Source organism: Streptomyces sp. NPDC057682, from assembly GCF_042799575.1.
In the GTDB taxonomy this organism is placed as follows: domain Bacteria; phylum Actinomycetota; class Actinomycetes; order Streptomycetales; family Streptomycetaceae; genus Streptomyces.
Genome location: NZ_JBHVIN010000011.1, coordinates 285,889 through 303,467 on the forward strand (window position 1 = coordinate 285,889; position 17,579 = coordinate 303,467).

A 17,579-nucleotide genomic window follows, 5' to 3' on the forward strand; every position below is an offset into this window, starting at 1 on the left:
CTCAGCCCAGCTGGGACTGGACCTGCGAGGAGATCAGCTCCAGGTGGTCCAGGTCGTCGAGATCCAGCACCTGGAGGTAGATGCGGGAGGCCCCGATCTCCCCGTAGCGGCCGATCTTGTCGACCACCTCGTCCGGCGAACCGGCCAGGCCGTTGGCCTTCAGCTCCGCGACGTCCCGCCCGATGACCGCGGCGCGGCGGGCCACCTCCGCGTCGTCCTTGCCCACACAGACGACCAGCGCGTTGGAGTACACCAGGCTGTCCGGGGCCCGGCCGGCCTCCTTCGCGGCGTCCCGGACCCGGCCGAACTGCTTCTCGCTGTCCTCCAGCGAGGCGAACGGGATGTTGAACTCGTCGGCGTACTGCGCGGCCAGCCTCGGGGTGCGCTTCGCGCCGTGGCCGCCGATCAGCACCGGCACCTTGGCCTGGGCGGGCTTGGGAAGCGCCGGCGAGTCGGTGAGCTGGTAGTAGGTGCCGTCGTAGGTGAACGTGTCGCCGATCTCGGTGGCCCAGAGTCCGGTGACGATGGCCAGCTGCTCCTCCAGCCTGCCGAACTTCTCCTTCGGGAACGGGATGCCGTAGGCCTTGTGCTCCTCCTCGAACCAGCCCGCGCCCAGGCCCAGTTCGACACGGCCGCCGGACATCCGGTCGACCTGGGCGACCTGGATGGCGAGCACACCGGGCAGCCGGAAGGTGCCCGCCGTCATCAGGGTGCCGAGGCGGATCCGCTTGGTCTCGCGCGCCAGTCCGGCGAGCGTGATCCAGGCGTCCGTCGGGCCGGGGAGCCCGTCGCCCCCGCCCATGCGCAGATAGTGGTCGGAGCGGTAGAAGGCGTCGAAGCCGAGGTCCTCGGTCGCCTTCGCGACGGTGAGCAGGGTGTCGTAGTCGGCCCCTTGCTGGGGCTCGGTGAAGATTCGAAGATCCATGCATCCATCCTGCACCTCCGGACCCCGCACCGGCCCCACCCGCCCCGCCGCCCCGCCGCCCCACGCGCCGCCGTGTCTCACCCCGCCGGCCCGTGGAGCACACCGTGCGGGCCGTCGCGCTCCCGCTGGCGGTCGATGTCCTCCTGGCGCTCGCGGTCCCGTTCGTCGAGCAGCCGGAGCATGCCGTGCACCCGGTCGGTCGACTCGTCGGCGGCGTCGATCGCCTCCATGCACTGCCAGTACAGGCCCTGTTCGTCGGTCTCGCAGGCCACACCGACCAGGGCCATGCCCACCTCACCGAGCAGCGTGCCCAGCCCGGTCAGGGCCGCGCGCGGATCGGCCACTCCGGAGAGCCGCGCGGCCCGTGCCACACCGGCCCGCGCCGCCGGGTGGTCCAGGGCCCCGTTGCTCCGGCCGCCGATCTCGCTGAGCCCGGAGGCCTCGCCCCGTAACTCCTTCGGGCCGTCGGCGGCCAGCCTGCTCCCGATCGCCTGGGCCAGGGCCTGGGCCTGCCAGGCCTCCGCGATGATGTCCGGTGTGCCCCGGCTCTGCGCCAGTGCCTGCCGGATGATGCCTACCAGCCGCTCCGCTTCCATCCGATGCCCCCGCTCGATAGGAATACCGCTCACCCTCTCCATTACCCACAGTGAGGGTGGTGGTACCGAAAGGCCAGGGGATTTCGGAAATCTGTGGACACTCGCTCGACTGTGGACAACTCGGTCACTCCGAAGAGTGACGGCCAGGTGTATCCGTGGGGTCGGGCACGGGAAAGCGCGTCTCATTCCGCTCGATCTTGGCGTCGAGCGCCGCCAGCGCGTCGATGCCCAGCACCTCGCAGAACTGCAGCAGATACGCGAGCACATCGGCGACCTCGTCCGCCACCCTGGGGGCCGTGGCGGGATCGTCCATGACCCGCGCCGACTGCTCGGGCGTCAGCCACTGGAAGATCTCGACGAGTTCGGCGGCCTCGACGCTCAGAGCGGAGGCGAGGTTCTTCGGGGTGTGGTACTGCTCCCAGTCGCGGGCGGCCGCGAACGCGGCGAGCCGCCGCTGGAGGGTTCCTACATCGAGTTCCGTCACGGCCCCAGGTCTACCACCGCGCCTACGGACGCGGGGACGGGGGCCGGGGACCGGGCGGGGAGCCCGAGGCGCCCGTGCCCGGTCCCGTACGCCTACATTCCCGGGACGCCCGCCGCCGTCACTCCCTCGACCTCCATGCCGGCCGGCGAGAGGAGGAAGACATTGCGGTCCACCCGGTGCATGCCGCTGCCCAGGCCGAAGACCACACCGCTGGCGAAGTCCAGGATCCGCTTGGCCACATCGGTCTCGGCGCCGGTCAGGTCGAGCAGCACGGGGACCTGGGCGACCAGGTACTCGGCGACCTCGCGCGCGTCGGCGAAGACCTGGACCCGCAGCACCACCATGCGGCGCTGCTCGGCGCTCTCCTGTTCGTCCGGGACCGTGCGGTGGTCGACCCGGGAGGGCCACTCGTTGCGACTGCGCAACGGCACGACCTGAGCCAGTCCCTCCCACTGCTCGTCCGTGACGTCATACCTGTCGTACCTGCTCACCGGACCACCCCGTCTGTGCGCCGGTTGGCGTCCCGCCGGCCGCGCTCTCTGTTCATCGGGCAATTCTCTCGCCCCTCACCCGTTCGGCCTACCAGCGACACGGGTCAGGAACCGGGCGAACCGACCGGTTCCGCCGTCTCGTGCGCGCCGACGCGTCCCGTCCCCGCCGGGGACGTGGTGTCCAGGGGGGTGAACCGTACCGGAAGGTGGACCAGGGCCCGGTGGAAGGGGCCGGGGCGCCAGAGCAGTTCCCCGGCCGGAACGGCGAGTTCCGCGTCGCACAGCAGACTGGTGAACTGCTCGATCGCGGTCATCGCGATGAGCAGCGCCGGCTGCCGGGCCGGACAGCGGTGGGGCCCCGCCGACCAGGCCAGGTGCGCACTGCCGCCGGAGGGGAGGTCCTGGTCCGCTCCTCCGGGTGCCGACTGGGTGTTGGCGGCGGCGAACGAGACCATGACGAGCTGTCCGGCGCGGAGCCTGACACCGTGGAACTCGGTGTCGTGGCGCGGGTAGTGGGCGGCCAGATTGGCGATCGGCGGTTCCTGCCAGAGGACTTCGTTGATCGCCTCGTGCGCGGTCATGGCGCCTCCGTGCAGCGAGCCGGCGTACCGCCGGTCGGTGAGCATGTGGAGGATCGTGTTGCCGATGAGGTTGGTCGAGGGGTCGTGTCCCGCGCTGAGCAGCAGGGTGAGCTGACGGACGGTCTCGTCGTTGTCGAGCCGCGCCGGGTGGGCGAGGAAGTAGGAGGCGAGGTCGTTGCGCGGCCGGGCGCGCCGGTCGGCGACGAGCCGGGTGACGACGGCGACGAGGTCGGCGTAGGCGGCGGCCGCGCCCTGTGCGGAGTTCATCATCCCGCTGATGCCGTCGACGATCCGTTCGCCGTCGGCGGGGTCGACGCCGAACCAGGTGACGAAGACGTGGAGCGGGAGCCGGCGGGCGTACTGGGCGATGAGGTCCCCGCTGCCGGTGGCGGCGAACTCGCCGATGAGCTGCTGGGCGACCTTGGCCACCTCGGCACGCAGGAGGTGCGGTTCGATGAGGGCGAGGGTGTCGTTGATCGCCTCGCGGTAGCGGGCGTGCTCCGGACCGTCGCTGAACAGGGCGGTGGGGCGGTGTCCGAGGACGGGCAGGACCGGGGAGTCGGCGGGGACCGTGGCCTGCCAGGCCCGGGGGTCCTTGCTGAAGGTGTCGCTGTCGCGGAGCAGGTCGACGGCGGCCTGGTAGTCGGTGACGAGGAGCGCGTCGACGCCGGGGGCGAGGCGGACCGGGGCGAGCGGGCCGTGCTCGCGCAGTCTGCGGTAGTGGCCGTGCGGGTCGGCGGCGAAGGCGGGGCCGTACAGCGCGAGCGGCTGCGGCGGCTGAGGCAGTGGGGTCATGACGGGTCCTCGGGCTGCGGCAGGCGGGTCAGCACGTGTTCGGCCAGGGCGATCAGGGCGTCGATGCTGCCGCGCCGCTCCCGGGCGTCGCACTGGACGAGCGGGGTCCCCGGGGCGAGGTCCAGATGCTTGCGCAGGACGTCGTCGCTGTGGGTGGGGGCGTCGGGGAAGCGGTTGACGGCGACGGCGTACGGCAGACCCTGCTCCTCGACCATGTCCATGACGGCGAAGGAGTCGGCGAGACGCCGGGTGTCGACGAGGACGAGGGCGCCGAGCGCGCCGCGCGCGATGTCCTCCCAGAGCGGCAGGAAGCGTTCCTGTCCGGGGGTGCCGAACATGTAGAGCACCAGGTCGTCCAGGACGGTGAGGCGTCCGAAGTCGATGGCGACGGTGGTGGTGGTCTTGTCGGGGAGTCCGGCGGTGCTGTCGAGTCCGGTGCTGGACTGGGTCATCGCCTCCTCGGTGTGGAGGGTGGCGATCTCCGAGAGCGTCCGGATCAGGGTGGTCTTGCCCACGCCGAAGGGACCCGTGACGACGAGCTTCATCAGGGTCCGGGCACCGGCCGGCAGATAGCCGACGCCCGTGCGGTCAGTGGAGGGAGCGGAGTCCAACGAGCAGCCTCTCGACGAGCGGCCGGTCGATGTCCCCGGCACTGGGTATCGGCGGTCGCGTGAGCAGAAGTCCGGCGGCCGCGAGATCCGTGGCCAGGAATACGGTGGCGCTGACCGGCAGTTCCAGATGCGCCGCGCATTCGACGACGGTGAGGGCGCCGGGTTCCAGCAGCTCGCAGAGTCTGCGCTGCTCCGAACCGAGGTCTCCCGGCAGTGCCTCCCCGGTGCGCAGGAGGACGGCGAGCCGGTCGAGCGCGGGGCCGGTGGGCCGGGTGCGGCCCCCGGTGACGAGGTAGGCGGGTATCAGACGGCGTTCTGGGCCGGCGGTCATGGCCGGTCGGTGGAGTCCGGCCGGCGGGTGGGCGCGTGCATCGCCCGGGTCAGCGCGGTGACCTGCACCTGCATCTGGTAGGCGATGTCGCCGAGCTTGGCGCCGGGTTCGGCGAAGAGCGCCAGGGTGGTGTTCTTGCCGGCCGGGACGACGATCGCGAAGCCGAGATCGGATTCGACGACGGTCTGGGCCAGGTGCGGGGTGTCGGCGCCGGTGAACGCGGTGGTGAAGGCGCGGGCGGCGGCGTGCAGGGTGGCCGTCATCGCGGCGACGCGTTCGCCGGAGGCCCGGTCGAGGCCGGGTGAGGCGCCTTCGACGAGACCGTCTCCGGTGGCGACCACGGCGTGCTGGACCCCGGGCAGCTCAAGCAGCGGGGTCAGCACCCATGCGAGGTCACCGGTGAGGGGGCTGGGGGCGCTCACTTCTCGTCGTCTCCTTGGTCGTCCTGGTCGCCCAGGTGGTCGTGGCCGTCCTCGTCCGGTGCGGGGGCCCGCCCGGTGACGCTCCTGCCGATCTGGGTGCCCTGCTGGAGCGCCGCCCAGGAGGACTCGGCCTGCTCGGGTGTGCGCGGTGCCGGTACGGAGACCGGGGCGGCCGGGGCCGCCGCCGGGGCGGGGCGCGGTGAGCGGCGGCGCCGGGTGGGCAGCCCCGAGGGTTCGGCGGCGGCCTCCGGCGCGCCCTGCCCCGTCTCGCGTCCCCGGCCGCCGGCGGGCCGGCCGGGTTCCGGGTGGGCGGACACGGGGGCCGGGGCCAGCACGGAGAGCGTGTGGTCGTCCTCCATGACGGTCAGCAGATGCGCGGGGACCCGGAGGATGGTGCGCATGCCGCCGAAGGGCGAGGCTTCGATGTGGCAGTGGAAGCCGTACTGGACGACGAGCCGGCCGACGACGGCGAAGCCGGTCTGGGGCGGGTCGCCGAGTTCGGTGAGCAGGACCTCGGAGGGGCCGGCGAGCAGGGCGCGGGCCCGGTCCAGCGCGTCGTCGTCCATGCCGATGCCGGCGTCGTCGACGACCAGGAACGCGCCGCGTCCGCCGCTCTGCTGGACCGTCACCTGGACGTCGGTGTCGGGGTGCGAGTAGGCGGTGGCGTTGGCGAGGAGTTCGGCCAGCGCGATGGCGAGGGGTTCGGCGGCGCGGGCGGCGAGGGCGAGGCGTTCGTCGCGCAGGTGGTTGGAGACCTTGACGCGTTCGTAGCCGGCGACGCGGGACTGGGCGCCGAGGACGATCTCGACGAGGGGGGAGTTCTGCCGGGCGAGGCCGGGCCAGGCGTCGCAGAGCACGGCGGTGGCCTGGGTGCGGCGCAGGGCCAGCTCGTTGCGGAAGTCGAGCTGGAGGATGCGCGGGTCGTCGTACTCGTGCTGGAGTTCGTGGAGCAGGCGCTGGGACTGGTTGAGCAGGGACTGGATCTTGGCGGAGGTGCCCCGCATCGCGGCGCGGGCGGCGGCGTCGACGCGGCGGCGCTCTTCCAGGACCGCGGTGCGGGTGGCCTGGACGGCCTCGGTGAGCAGCCGGGCGGCGTCCCCGTCGACCTCGGTGGCCTCGCGCAGTCCGGGGACCGGGGCGCTGGGGTGGGAGAGCGAGAGCGCCGCGGCGGGTATGCGTTTGCGGGCCAGCTGGCGTATCTCGTCGACGAGGGCCGCGGTACGGGCCTCGGCCGTCTTCGCCTGGCGTTCGGACAGTTCGGCGTGGGCCACGGCGAGCTGTTCGGAGCGGGCCGCCCGGTAGGAGCGGACCGTCGCCGCCACGGCGGCGACGACGGCGATCAGCGCCACGATCCATGCCATGCCGTTACCGCGTTTCTGTCGTCGGGGTGACCTCCGGCCGGACTGCCGGGGGCCGGGGTCAGTCGGCCGCGGGGGCCGTGGTGCGGGCCTCCACTTCCCGGGCGACCTCGGCGACCTCGGTCATGACCTGGAGGACGCCGGGGAGTTCCGAGCCGTCGAGGTTGCGGTACTCGCTGCCGATGGTGACCACGAGCCGCTCCGGGAGGCCGAGTTCGGGGTGGCGTCCTTCGGCGATGACGCGGCGGGCGGCCTCGGTGGGGGGTATTCCGGCGGCGTGGAAGGCGTGGGCGCGTTCGCGCACGTACTCCAGGTACACGATGTGGTCGCGGACGCCGGAGCGGTCCAGGACCGGGCCGTGGCCGGGGACGATGGTCTCGGCGCCGGTGGCGAGGACCTGTTCGCAGGCGGCGATCACGTTGTCCAGGGGGCCGGCCCAGTGGATCGGGTGGTCGCCCGGCTGCCGCGGCGTGCTGGAGAAGATGATGTCGCCGCTGAAGACGGTGCTCTGCGCGGGCAGGTGGACGATGAGGTCACCGGCGGTGTGCGCGGGCGGCAGGGAGCTTACGCGAACGGGGTAGTCCCCGAAGGTCAGTTCGAGTTCCCCGGTGAAGTACGTGGTCGGGCGGACCGGTTCGGTGGCCGACCAGTCGAAGGGGCCGAAGTGGCGGCCGAGGTAGGCGCCGAGCGGGGTGGCGGAGTCGCCGCCGCTGACCAGCGCGTGCTGCTGCTGCGGCGTGGGCTCGTAGTGGATGTGTTCCTTGGCCTCGCGGGTGACGATGATCTCCGCGTCGGGCAGGACCCCCGCACCCCAGAAGTGGTCCCCGTTGGCATGGGTGACGACGATCCGGTCGATGGTGACGCCGTCGGGCAGCCGCTTGGTGGACTCGGCGAGGAACTGGCCCGCCAGCACCGCGTCGTACGGGGTGTCGATCCAGAGCGCGCCCCGGGGCGAGACGAGCAGCCCGCAGTTGGCCAGCCCCCAGCCCCGCTTCGGCGGCAGCCAGGCGTACAGGCCACGGCCCAGGTCAGCGACTTCTCCACCCGTGATCGACATGCACGCGATTATGCCGACCCCGATCCGGGCGCGCGTTCGAACCAGGTCTCGATTTGATTCCGTTGGCGTGAAACCGCCCTTGCCTCATCCCGGTGCGGTGCGGTCGGTGACGGTACGAGAGCGACCGAACGCCCCAGCGGAACGCATGATCAGGGCATTCCCCCTGCAACTCACCCGATTCACGCACCCCTTGCCCGAGAACGTGACGACCCGCCATCAAACGAACGGAGGCCGATTACCCACCGAGCATGGCTGAAAACAGACGCATAAAAGCTCCTGGAGCAGCCATCGCCGCGACGGCTCAGACCGTGATCACCGTGACACCGGCCTCGGTGAAACGGGCGGCGTCCTCGGGGGTGATGCCCCGGTCGGTGACGAGGACGTCGACCAGGTCGAGATCGCAGACCCGGGCGAAGGCCCGCTTGCCGATCTTGGACGAGTCGGTGGCCACCACCACCCGCTGCGCCTGCTGGGCGAGGAGCCGGTTGATGCTGGCCTCGCCCTCGTGGTGGACGTACACCCCGCGCTCGGTGTCGATCGCGTTGATCCCGAGCACGGCGACGTCCAGCGTGATCTCGCCGAGCACGCCGCTGGCCAGCGGCCCCGTCAGCTCGTACGACTGGGGCCGGGCCACACCGCCGGTCACCACGATCTTGATCTGCGGCCGGATCACCAGCTCGTTGGCGATGTTCAGCGCGTTGGTGACGACGGTCAGGGACGGCTGGCCCGGAGCGGCGCCCGCGCCCTCGCCGACGAGGTCGGAGCGCACGGCCAGCGACCTGGCCACCTCGGTGATGGTGGTGCCGCCGGTCAGGCCCACCACCTCGCCGACCGCGACCAGTTCGGCGACGGCGCGGCCGATGGCCTGCTTCTCCGGGGCGTTGCGCCCCGCCTTGTAGCGCAGCGCCAGCTCGTAGCTGACCCCGTGCGCCACCGCGCCGCCCCGGGTGCGGGTGAGCAACTGCTGCTCGGAGAGCTGGTCGAGGTCGCGGCGGATGGTCGCGGCCGAGACGTCGAGCGTCCGGGCGGCGTCCTCGACGTCCACCCGGCCGTGCTTGCCGACGAGTTCCAGCAGTGCGTTCCACCGGGCGTCCCTGGACACGAGCTCTCTCCTCACGGGTCCGGTCTGCGGGCACCCGTCCCCCGGGGCGCGATCACCGGAACACGCGCAAGCGTCGCACACGGCCTCTCCGAGTCAAGCCGCCTGCGCGCTGCGTGCTTGATAGTGCTCGCTGAACGCGAGTAACGTGCGTAATCGAGCATCCCATCACCAGTACGGAGTGCAAAAGTGTCTTTTGTCGAGATCGAGACCGCCAGCCAGCCGGAGTGCTGGCGCCGCGCCGCACAGCTGGCTCCGGAGCACGCCGACGTCCTGCCCGCCACCGGCGAGCGCGTCGCCGTCGTCGGCTGCGGGACCTCGTTCTACATGGCTCAGGCATACGCCGCGCTCCGCGAGGACTCCGGACAGGGCGAGACGGACGCGTTCGCCGCCTCGGAGTTCCCCTTCCGGCGCCGCTACGACCGGGTGGTCGCCCTGACCCGGTCCGGCACCACGACGGAGGTCCTCGGCCTGCTGGACCGGCTGCGCGGAACCACCCCGACCGTGGCCGTCACCGCGGACCCGGACACCCCGGTCATGTCGGCCGCCGACGCGGTCGTGGTCCTCGACTTCGCGGACGAACGGTCCGTCGTGCAGACCCGGTTCGCCACCACGCTCCTCACCCTGCTCCGCGCCCACCTGGGCCTGCACAGCGACGCCGTGGTCCGCGACGCGGAGGCCGCGCTCGCCGAGCCGCTGCCCGAAGGGCTCGTGGACTGCTCCCAGTTCACCTTCCTCGGCCGCGGCTGGACGGCGGGCCTGGCCAACGAGGCGGCGCTGAAGATGAAGGAGGCCTCACTGTCCTGGACGGAGGCCTACGCCGCGATGGAGTACCGCCACGGCCCGATCAGCATCGCCACCACCGGCACCGCGACCTGGACCTTCGGCCCGGCCCCCGAGGGGCTGCGCGAGCAGGTCCTCGCCACCGGCGCGCGCTGGATCGAGAGCGGGCTCGACCCGCTGGCCGAGCTGGTCCGCGTGCAGCGCCTGGCCGTCGCCCGTGCCGCCGCCCGCGGTCTGGACCCCGACAGCCCCCGCCACCTCACCCGTTCCGTGGTCCTCGCGGAGGCCTGAGCCGGCCGGACCCGCGCGTCGCACGGCCGGGGCGCCTTCGCACGAGGCGCGCCCCGGCCGGCGCCGATACGCGTCAGGACTCCTCGAAGTAGGCGTCGAGGACCGCGTCGAAGCCCTCCGTCCACTCCTTCAGCTCGCTCCTGGCGGACGCCTCGACCTCGGCGTTGAACCAGCGCTGGGACGACATGTGGACGGTGACGGTGAACCGGCGGCCGAACCGGGCCGGCTTCAGCTCCACGGCACCGATCTCGTCCCAGCGGAAGTCCGCCTCCTGGTCGTCCAGCGTGAACCGGATCCCGGCGCGGTCCGCGGTGATCGACCCGCGCCGGTCCTTCACCGCGAACGACGTCCCGTCGGCGGCGTCCTCGTCGCTCTCGTCCTCCTCGTCGTCCGCCGCCTTCGCGGGGGCGGGCTCGTCGTCGGGGGCCGCGTCCTCGGGCACGGCCTCCGCCGCGACCTCGTCGGTCGCCGCGTCCTTGGCCGCGGTCCCCTCGGGCTCCTCGGTCTCCGCGGTCTCCGCGGTCTCCTCCGGGTCCTTGTCCGCCGTCGCGGCGGTCCTGGGGGCCGTGAGACCGGGGATGAACGCCGGGTCTGTCCCCGCGGCGTACGCGGGCTGAGTCTTCGGATCTATGCGCTGCTCCACGGCGGGCAGTATGGCCGACGAACCTGTACGGGGCCAGTAAGGCCGCCGTTCGCCGTCCCCTCGCCCCCCGGCGGGGCGCGGCAGGGAGCGGGTCCGCGTCGCCGCGGCCCGCCCCCGGGTGTCCGCCGTCCGGCGGCGGGCCGTCAGTTCACGGCGCAGGCCTTGTCGCCCAGGGCGAAGGAGGCCGGTGCGGCGTTGCCTCCCGTCAAGGTGCCGGTGAAGCCGAAGGCAACCGAGGAGCCGGGCGCCACCGTGCCGTTCCAGGAGATGCTGGAGGCCGTCACCTTCGCGCCGTCCTGCGCCGGGGTGGCGTTCCACATCTGGCCGATCCGCTGACCGTCCGGGAAGGTCCAGCCCAGCGTCCAGCCGTCCAGCGCCGCCGTCCCGGTGTTTGTGAGCGTCACATCCGCCTGGAAGCCGCCCGACCACTGGTTGGTGACCTTGTACGTCACCGCGCACACGGCGTCACCGGGCGGGGTGCCCGGGTCGGTGCCGGGGTCCGGGTCGGTCCCCGGGTCCGTGCCGCCGTCGCCGCCTCCGTCGCTGTCCGAGGAGTCGCCGTAGATGATGCCTCGCCCGTTGGTCGAGACGTAGACCCGTCCGTAGATCCTCGGGTCGCCGGTGATGGCCGCCCCGGTCCAGCCCCACTGGTGGGCGTCGTCGTTGATCCGCGTCCAGGTGGCTCCCGCGTCCGTGGAGCGGAAGATGCCGCGCACCCCGCCGATCTTCGCGCTGACGAACAGCGTCTGGTACGAGGCCCCGGCGGCCGCCTTGCCGAAGCCGACCGAGTCCGCCTGGTCCACGCCGCTCAGCCGGGTGAACGACGCGCCGGAATCGGTGGAGTGCCACAGCCCGTACGCGCCGTTCGCGCTGCCGCCCGCGAGCCAGACGTCGCCCTCGGTGCCCGGCACGGCCTTGAAGCGCACGTTGCCCTCGGCGGGCAGTCCGCTCGACGCCTTCGCCGTGAAGGTGGCGCCGCCGTCGGTGGAGACGTAGAAGGTGCCCGCCTTGTAGCCGTAGAACTTCTTCGGGTTCTTCCGGTCGGACTCGACGGTGGCCCCGGCCGGGATGCCGGCCGACGCCGACCAGGTGCTTCCGAAGCCGGTGGTGTGCTGGACGCCCGCGCCCTCCGGGGACCAGACGAAGCCGCTGCCGTCGGCCGCCGCGGCGACGGTGCCGCCGCCGGTGACGCCCGAGGGCTCGGAACCCTGGAACCAGTTGGCCCCGTTGTCCGTGGAGAAGCCGATGTGCGGGGCGGCGTCGGCGTTGCCGACCCGGACCACCGTGTTCGGGTTGCTCTCCGCGAAGTCCAGGCTGGTGGTCGAGGTGAGGTTGGGCGAGGTGAACATCATCCCGGGCACGGCGTCGAGATCGGTGTGCCGGAAGCCGCCGACGTCACCGAGCGCGCTGAGCAGCGGAGCGCCGGACGGCGGGCTGGCCAGGTCGTTGACGGCGGTCTCCTCCAGCCCCTTCACCATCGGGGTGATCGCGAACTGGGTGCCGGAGTCCCAGTTGGTGAGGTTCTCCGTGCCGTAGATCGTCGCGCCGGTTCCGTACATCATCCGGTCGGAGTCGAAGGGGTCGATCTCCAGCGCCTCGGTCATCCAGCCGAGCTTCGGCGTGGTCTCCGGCGGCGCGGGGTTGGCGTTCCAGGTCAGCCAGGGCACCGAGGAGACGTCCTGGGTGAAGCGGTTGGTGCGGTTGGGGTAGCTGGTGTAGTCCCAGGCCCGGGTCCAGGTGGCGCCGCTGTCCGTGGAGCGGAAGATCTGCGTGTCCGGCCACCAGGAGCTGTACGCGGTCGCCATCACCGTCCCGGGGTGCTGCCGGTCCACCGTCAGTCCGCTGAAGCCGTAGTAGGTGTCCGCCTCCGCGACGGGGCTGACGTCCTTCCACTCGCCGGTCGCGGTGGTGTAGCGCCAGAGCCGTCCCTTGCTGCCGTCGTACGGGCCGCCGGTGTCGCTGAGGGAGAGATAGAGGTAGCCGTTGTCGGAGTCCAGCACGCCCTTGTGGGCCAGGTATCCGGTGGGCTGGCCGGCGATCCGGGACCAGGTGGTGCCGCCGTCCGTCGAGCGGTAGACGGTGTTCTCCTTGTCGGCGACGCCCACGTAGATGTCCTGGGTCGCGCTGCCCGCGCTGCCGGTCCGCTCGTCGAACGTCACCCAGACGATGCCCTGGTTGTCGTTGCCGTAGCCGCTGGTGTCGGTCGGGTCCTGGGAGTAGTTGCCCGGGTTGGGGAACGCCGTCACCTGCGACCAGCTCGCGCCGGAGTCCGTGGACCGCCACAGGCCCTTGCCGCTCGGCGCGCCCAGGTAGAGCACGGAGTTCTTGTTGGGGTCGACGGCCAGGCGCTCGCCCATGCCCCGGCCGGGCATGTTCCCGCCGAGCTTGAACGGGAGGGTGCTCGCCTTCCAGCTGGCGCCCCGGTCGGAGGAGCGCAGCACGGCGCCGTTGGTCGGGTCCCAGTCATTGGTGTACGTGCCCACGGCGGCGTACACGTTGTCCGGGTCGACGGAGTCCGAGGCCAGGCTCACCACCCCGGTCCAGCCCCAGTGGTCCCAGTCGACCCAGTCGAGCAGCGGTGTCCAGCGCTTGCCGGCCTGGTCCCAGCGGTAGGCACCGCCGATGTCGGTGCGGGCGTAGGCGAGGTTCTTCTCGGAGCGGTTGAAGACGATGCCGGGGACGAAGCCTCCGCCGTCGATGCGGACGTTCTTCCAGTCATAGGTGTCGGCGGCCGTCGACACATCGGATGCCTCGGCGGCCGGGGCGGCCGCTCGGGGCTGCGCCGACGCCGGGGCGCCGGTGGCGAACAGCCCGGCGGTGAGCGTGAGCGCGGCCAGCAGGGTGGCCAGGGATCTTGCGCTTGAGCGCACGGAAACGTCCTCTCCGAACAGGACCGCCAGCAGCGGCGGTAAGGGCGTGCACGGATGTGGGAGCGCTCCCATTTCGCGTCCCGATGGTAGCGGCGCCCCCGCGCCGGGAGAAGGGTGGCGACAGAGTTCATCCGATGACTTGATCAGGCCCTGTCATGAGGGCACTCCCCCGTCCTGCGGAAAACCGCAGGGGGCGCGGCGGCGAACCGCATACCGGCGGGGGCCTCCGGATTCCTAGCGTGACCGAGGAGCCGCGGTGCCGTGCCGCGGTCGTCACCCGGACCGGAGACCTCGTATGGACCACCTCGTGCTCGCCCTCCCCCAGGAACCGACCGACGGGGTGGCGGGATGGGCCGCCGGGCTCGTCGACACCCTGGGCGGCCCCGGGGCCGGACTCGCGATCGCGCTGGAGAACCTCTTCCCGCCGCTGCCGAGCGAGGTGATCCTGCCGCTGACCGGCTTCGCCGCCGGGCGGGGCGTGCTCTCCCTGGCGTCCGCCCTGTTCTGGACGACGCTGGGCTCGGTGGCCGGCGCGGCCGCGCTGTACTGGCTCGGGATGCTCTTCGGCCGGGAGCGGATGTACGCGCTGTGGGCGCGGCTCCCCCTGGTCAGGACCTCCGATCTGGCGCGCACCGAGGCGTGGTTCGCCCGGCACGGCACCAAGGCGGTCCTGCTGGGCCGGTTGGTGCCGGTCTTCCGCAGCCTGATCTCGGTGCCGGCCGGGCTGGAACGCATGCCCTTCGCGCTGTTCCTGGGGCTGACCGCCCTCGGGAGCCTGGGCTGGAACACCGTGCTGGTGATGGCGGGTTACTGGCTCGGCGACCAGTGGGACACCGTGGGGACCTGGGTCGGCGTCCTGTCCAAGGCCGTCCTCGCCCTGGCCCTGGCGGCCCTCGCCCTGTACGTCGCGGTCCGGCTCCGTTCCCCGAACGGCCGGGCCCAGCACCGCCGTACGCGGTCATGACACTGCACCTTCAAGCGGCACTAGGATCGGCGGACGTGACGGGGGACGCGGTGGCGGTCAGGGACTCCGGCCGGGCGCTGCCGGTCGCGGGCATGCTCCTGGGGTGCCTGACGGCGGTCGCCGGTCTCCTCCACTTCGCGGTGTCCGGGATCCTGCTGGGCGCCTTCCTGCTGTGGCCCCGCACCCGCGGCCGGGCGAGGGCCCGGTTCCTCGCGGGCGCCCGGCGGCTGACGGCGACCGAACGGTGGCGCCGGACCGTCTTCTTCGGCGACCGGTTCCCCGAGCACCACCCCCGGGACCGGCAGATCCTGCGCTATCTGGCCGCCCGTGCCTACGCCGGCCTGCTCGGCGCGGTGGTGATCGGACTCCTCGGCTTCGGGCTCGTGCTGGCGGTGCTCCTGGTGACCGGGGTCGTGCGGTCGACGGTGGACTGGGCGGAGTTGCCGGCCCAGATCCTTCTCGGCTCCGTCCTGCTCTTCCTCGATCTCCAGGGTCTGGTCTCACTGGCGGCGCTCGATGCCCGGCTCGCCCGGGAGTGCTTCGTGCCCGACGAGCGGGAGCTGCTGGAGCGGCGCATCGGCGAACTCGCCGCGAGCCGCGCCGCGGTGGTCCGCGCGGTGGACGCCGAACGGCGGCGCGTCGAGCGCGATCTGCACGACGGGGTGCAGCAGCGCCTGGTGGCGCTGGCCATGCTGCTCGGCCGGGCCCGCCGCTCCCGGGACGCCGGACGGGCCGACGCGCTGCTCGCCCAGGCGCACCGGGAGGCGGGCGAGGTCCTGGCCGAACTGCGGGACGTGGCCTGGCGGGTCTATCCCACGGCTTTGGACAGTCTGGGGCTGCGGGAGGCGTTGGCCGGGGTGGCCGAGCGGTGCGCGCTGCCGGTGCGGCTGGAGTACGAGGTGGCCGGGGAACTGCCGCCGCCCGTCGAGACGGCCGCGTACTTCGTGGTGTCGGAGTCCGTGACGAACGCCGCCAAGCACGCGGAGGCCGGCGAGCTGTACGTACGCGTCGTGCGCCGGGACGGGGTGCTGTCCGTGCTCGTCCGCGACGACGGGGCGGGCGGCGCGGACCCGGAGGGCACCGGCCTCGCGGGGCTGCGCGGCCGGGTCGCCGCGCTCGACGGCATGCTGGACGTCCACAGCCCCGCCGGGGGCCCCACCACCGTGACCGCGGAGCTGCCGTGCGTGTGATGCTCGCCGAGGACTCGACCCTGCTCAGGGAGGGGCTGGTCCGGCTCCTCGCCGAGGAGGGCCATGAGGTGACGGCCGCCGTGGGCGACGCGGACGCGCTGCTGGCGCGGGTGGCGCAGGACCCGCCGGACGTCGTCGTCACCGACATCCGGATGCCTCCGGACCACAAGGACGAGGGGCTGCGCGCGGCGGTGGAGATCCGCGGCCGGTTCCCGGGCGTGGGCGTGCTCGTGCTCTCGCAGTACGTGGAGCGGGCGTACGCCGCCCAGTTGCTGGCGTCCGACGCCGAACGGGTCGGCTATCTCCTCAAGGACCGGGTCGCGCAGGTCGAGGAGTTCCTGGACTCGCTGGACCGGATCCACGCGGGCGGTGCGGTCTTCGACCCGGAGGTCGTACGGCAGCTGGTCCTCCGCAGTGCGCACGGCGATCCGCTGTCGCGGCTGACCCCGCGCGAGAGGAGCGTGCTGGAGGCGCTGGCGCAGGGGCACACCAACGCGGCCATCGGGCAGCGGCTGCACATCTCGCAGAGCGCCGTGGAGAAGAACCTCAACGCGATCTTCGACAAACTGGGCCTGGAGCGTGCCACCGGGTACAACCGGCGGATCCTGGCCGTGCTGCGCTATCTGGAGGCGTGAAGGCGGGCCCGGGGCGGGGCGTCAGTACCAGTCGCCCCGGCCGGGCGGGTCGCAGAGTTCGAGCACGACCTCACCGGCCTCCGAGGTGGTGCCGCCCACCGGCCTGACCCGGTCGCCGACGTTCACCAGGTGCGGGGCCGCGCCGACGATGCGGCAGCGGTAGACGAAGCCCTCGGGGAAGCGGACCAGGGACTCGTTGCGCATGATCCGCGAGTAGCGGTTGACGACGCTGGACCGGACGACGACCCCGTGGCCCTCGCTGTGCCGGGACACCAGATCGCTCGACGCGCAGACGGGACACAGGAGTTTGCGGAAGGACGCGGTGCCGCACCAGCGGCAGACCTGGTAGACGAGGCCCTCCGTGCGGCGCTCCTCGACGGGGTGGCGAACCGCCGCCGGTCCTCTGTCGATTCCGGTGCTGATCACGGCTCGGCCTCCCGCTCTCGACTCGGTGCGCCGCGTCGTCGACGGCACATCGGCACCGTATGGCACTTAGTTCCATGAAGTAAAGGTACTCAGTACCGGAGAAGAGTGAACTACCTCTCAGCCACGGCCTCTTCCTCTCCGATGGCGGCCTCGATGCGCTGCACGACGCGCCACATGGGGGCACCCTTCGGCGCGATCATCACGATCACGTCCTCCTCGGCCACGGGCGGCAGCGGCCGCTCGGCGGCCGAGCCCCAAAGGGACCGGACGAGTTCGAGCGCCCGGTCCACCTCGGCGCCCGCGTCGCCCCGGCCGCCCGAACGCAGCCAGGAGCGCAGCCCGTTGTTGTGGGCGGCGACGACGGCGGCGGCGATCACCTCTGCGCGCAGTGCGGCGTCGGGGGTGTCGCCCCAGCGGCGCTCCAGATATCCCGCCATGGTCCGTTCGTACCGGCGCACGACGGACAGTTCGTACGTGCGCAGCCCCGGTACCTCCCGGGTGAGCCGGTAGCGCTGGACGGAGAACTCGGGCTTCTCCGCGTACATCCGGAACACCAGCCGGGCCGCGTCGCACACGGTGTCCACCGGGTCGCCGTCGCCGGCGGTGTCCAGGAACGCGGTCATCTCCGCGAGGCACCGCTCGTGGTCGGGGAAGACCGCGTCCTCCTTCGAGGGGAAGTAGCGGAAGAACGACCTCCGCCCCACCCCGGCGCTGGCGACGATGTCGTCCACCGTGGTCCGCTCGAACCCGCGCTCCATGAAGAGGGCGAAGGCCGCCTCGGCGAGCACGTCACGCATGGGCGGCTTCTTGGCAGGCCGGCGGTCCTCAGTCATGCCGGAAACGTAGCACCAGAACGGCACATCCGACACTGGGTACCTTTACGAAGGGTACTGAGTGCCATAGGATGACCGCAGAACCACCACCAGGTACAGGGAGAGCCGGCGTGAGCTTGAGGATCGTTGTCTGTGTGAAGTACGTGCCCGACGCGACCGGTGACCGGCATTTCGCCGATGACCTGACGTTGGAC

At 72.2% G+C, this 17,579-nt stretch carries 19 protein-coding genes and 1 pseudogene; 5 read left to right on the forward strand and 15 right to left on the reverse strand.

The genetic code is table 11. The annotated features are described in order from the left end of the window. Position 1: 1 nt before the first annotated feature. The 11 genes from ACFVDM_RS21865 to ACFVDM_RS21915 form a co-directional block, all read right to left on the reverse strand. The gene (locus ACFVDM_RS21865) at positions 2-925 is read right to left on the reverse strand and encodes an LLM class F420-dependent oxidoreductase (RefSeq protein WP_383642374.1); all 924 of its coding nucleotides are present in this window, start codon (positions 923-925) and stop codon (positions 2-4) included. 77 nt (positions 926-1,002) lie between these two features. After that, positions 1,003-1,521, reverse strand: a complete 519-nt coding sequence (locus tag ACFVDM_RS21870) for a DUF6099 family protein (protein ID WP_383642459.1) — start codon at positions 1,519-1,521, stop codon at positions 1,003-1,005. Positions 1,522-1,645: 124 nt separating this feature from the next. Then, the gene (locus tag ACFVDM_RS21875) at positions 1,646-2,005 is read right to left on the reverse strand and encodes a nucleotide pyrophosphohydrolase (protein ID WP_383642377.1); all 360 of its coding nucleotides are present in this window, start codon (positions 2,003-2,005) and stop codon (positions 1,646-1,648) included. A gap of 92 nt (positions 2,006-2,097) precedes the next feature. Then, positions 2,098-2,496, reverse strand: coding sequence for a cell division protein SepF (locus tag ACFVDM_RS21880; protein ID WP_383642379.1), 399 nt, complete (start codon positions 2,494-2,496; stop codon positions 2,098-2,100). A gap of 104 nt (positions 2,497-2,600) precedes the next feature. After that, complete coding sequence (locus ACFVDM_RS21885) at positions 2,601-3,872, reverse strand: cytochrome P450 (RefSeq protein WP_383642382.1); 1,272 nt, start codon at positions 3,870-3,872, stop codon at positions 2,601-2,603. Then, positions 3,869-4,483, reverse strand: a complete 615-nt coding sequence (locus tag ACFVDM_RS21890) for an ATP/GTP-binding protein (RefSeq protein WP_383642385.1) — start codon at positions 4,481-4,483, stop codon at positions 3,869-3,871. The genes ACFVDM_RS21885 and ACFVDM_RS21890 overlap by 4 nt, the downstream gene beginning before the upstream one ends. After that, positions 4,461-4,814, reverse strand: a complete 354-nt coding sequence (locus ACFVDM_RS21895; protein WP_383642388.1) for a DUF742 domain-containing protein — start codon at positions 4,812-4,814, stop codon at positions 4,461-4,463. Before ACFVDM_RS21895 ends, ACFVDM_RS21890 begins: the two co-directional genes overlap by 23 nt. Next, positions 4,811-5,236 (reverse strand): roadblock/LC7 domain-containing protein, encoded by a 426-nt coding sequence (locus ACFVDM_RS21900; protein WP_383642391.1) that lies wholly within the window; start codon positions 5,234-5,236, stop codon positions 4,811-4,813. Before ACFVDM_RS21900 ends, ACFVDM_RS21895 begins: the two co-directional genes overlap by 4 nt. Next, a complete protein-coding gene (locus tag ACFVDM_RS21905) occupies positions 5,233-6,597 on the reverse strand; it encodes an ATP-binding protein (protein ID WP_383642394.1) in 1,365 nt (454 codons plus the stop codon). Before ACFVDM_RS21905 ends, ACFVDM_RS21900 begins: the two co-directional genes overlap by 4 nt. 58 nt (positions 6,598-6,655) lie before the next feature. Next, a complete protein-coding gene (locus ACFVDM_RS21910) occupies positions 6,656-7,651 on the reverse strand; it encodes an MBL fold metallo-hydrolase (RefSeq protein ID WP_383642397.1) in 996 nt (331 codons plus the stop codon). A 301-nt stretch (positions 7,652-7,952) separates the two neighbouring features. Beyond that, positions 7,953-8,753, reverse strand: coding sequence for a DeoR/GlpR family DNA-binding transcription regulator (locus ACFVDM_RS21915; protein ID WP_383642400.1), 801 nt, complete (start codon positions 8,751-8,753; stop codon positions 7,953-7,955). 186 nt (positions 8,754-8,939) lie between these two features. Between ACFVDM_RS21915 and ACFVDM_RS21920 the strand changes: the two genes are divergently transcribed. Then, positions 8,940-9,824 carry an SIS domain-containing protein gene (locus ACFVDM_RS21920; protein WP_383642403.1) on the forward strand — a complete coding sequence of 295 codons (885 nt, stop codon included), beginning with the start codon at positions 8,940-8,942 and terminating at the stop codon, positions 9,822-9,824. Positions 9,825-9,897: 73 nt separating this feature from the next. Here ACFVDM_RS21920 and ACFVDM_RS21925 read toward each other — a convergent pair whose 3' ends face one another. Both ACFVDM_RS21925 and ACFVDM_RS21930 read right to left on the reverse strand, forming a co-directional pair. Next, positions 9,898-10,467 carry a hypothetical protein gene (locus tag ACFVDM_RS21925; RefSeq protein WP_383642406.1) on the reverse strand — a complete coding sequence of 190 codons (570 nt, stop codon included), beginning with the start codon at positions 10,465-10,467 and terminating at the stop codon, positions 9,898-9,900. 143 nt (positions 10,468-10,610) lie between these two features. Further along, positions 10,611-13,337 (reverse strand): cellulose binding domain-containing protein, encoded by a 2,727-nt coding sequence (locus ACFVDM_RS21930; protein ID WP_383642409.1) that lies wholly within the window; start codon positions 13,335-13,337, stop codon positions 10,611-10,613. 295 nt (positions 13,338-13,632) lie between these two features. Here ACFVDM_RS21930 and ACFVDM_RS21935 point away from each other — a divergent pair, with 295 nt between their 5' ends. The 3 genes from ACFVDM_RS21935 to ACFVDM_RS21945 are packed head-to-tail and all read left to right on the forward strand — an operon-like array spanning position 13,633 to position 16,126. Then, the gene (locus tag ACFVDM_RS21935; RefSeq protein WP_383642412.1) at positions 13,633-14,301 is read left to right on the forward strand and encodes a DedA family protein; all 669 of its coding nucleotides are present in this window, start codon (positions 13,633-13,635) and stop codon (positions 14,299-14,301) included. A 35-nt stretch (positions 14,302-14,336) separates the two neighbouring features. Then, positions 14,337-15,491: a sensor histidine kinase gene (locus ACFVDM_RS21940; protein ID WP_383642415.1), complete on the forward strand. Its 1,155-nt coding sequence runs from the start codon at positions 14,337-14,339 to the stop codon at positions 15,489-15,491. Further along, positions 15,491-16,126 carry a response regulator gene (locus ACFVDM_RS21945; protein ID WP_383642462.1) on the forward strand — a complete coding sequence of 212 codons (636 nt, stop codon included), beginning with the start codon at positions 15,491-15,493 and terminating at the stop codon, positions 16,124-16,126. The genes ACFVDM_RS21940 and ACFVDM_RS21945 overlap by 1 nt, the downstream gene beginning before the upstream one ends. A gap of 21 nt (positions 16,127-16,147) precedes the next feature. Here ACFVDM_RS21945 and ACFVDM_RS21950 read toward each other — a convergent pair whose 3' ends face one another. Continuing rightward, positions 16,148-16,552, reverse strand: coding sequence for a zinc ribbon domain-containing protein (locus ACFVDM_RS21950; protein ID WP_383642418.1), 405 nt, complete (start codon positions 16,550-16,552; stop codon positions 16,148-16,150). 110 nt (positions 16,553-16,662) lie between these two features. Then, a complete protein-coding gene (locus ACFVDM_RS21955; protein ID WP_383642421.1) occupies positions 16,663-17,385 on the reverse strand; it encodes a TetR family transcriptional regulator in 723 nt (240 codons plus the stop codon). A gap of 110 nt (positions 17,386-17,495) precedes the next feature. Between ACFVDM_RS21955 and ACFVDM_RS21960 the strand changes: the two are divergent. Continuing rightward, a pseudogene (locus ACFVDM_RS21960) lies at positions 17,496-17,579 on the forward strand (electron transfer flavoprotein subunit beta); the annotation flags it as partial.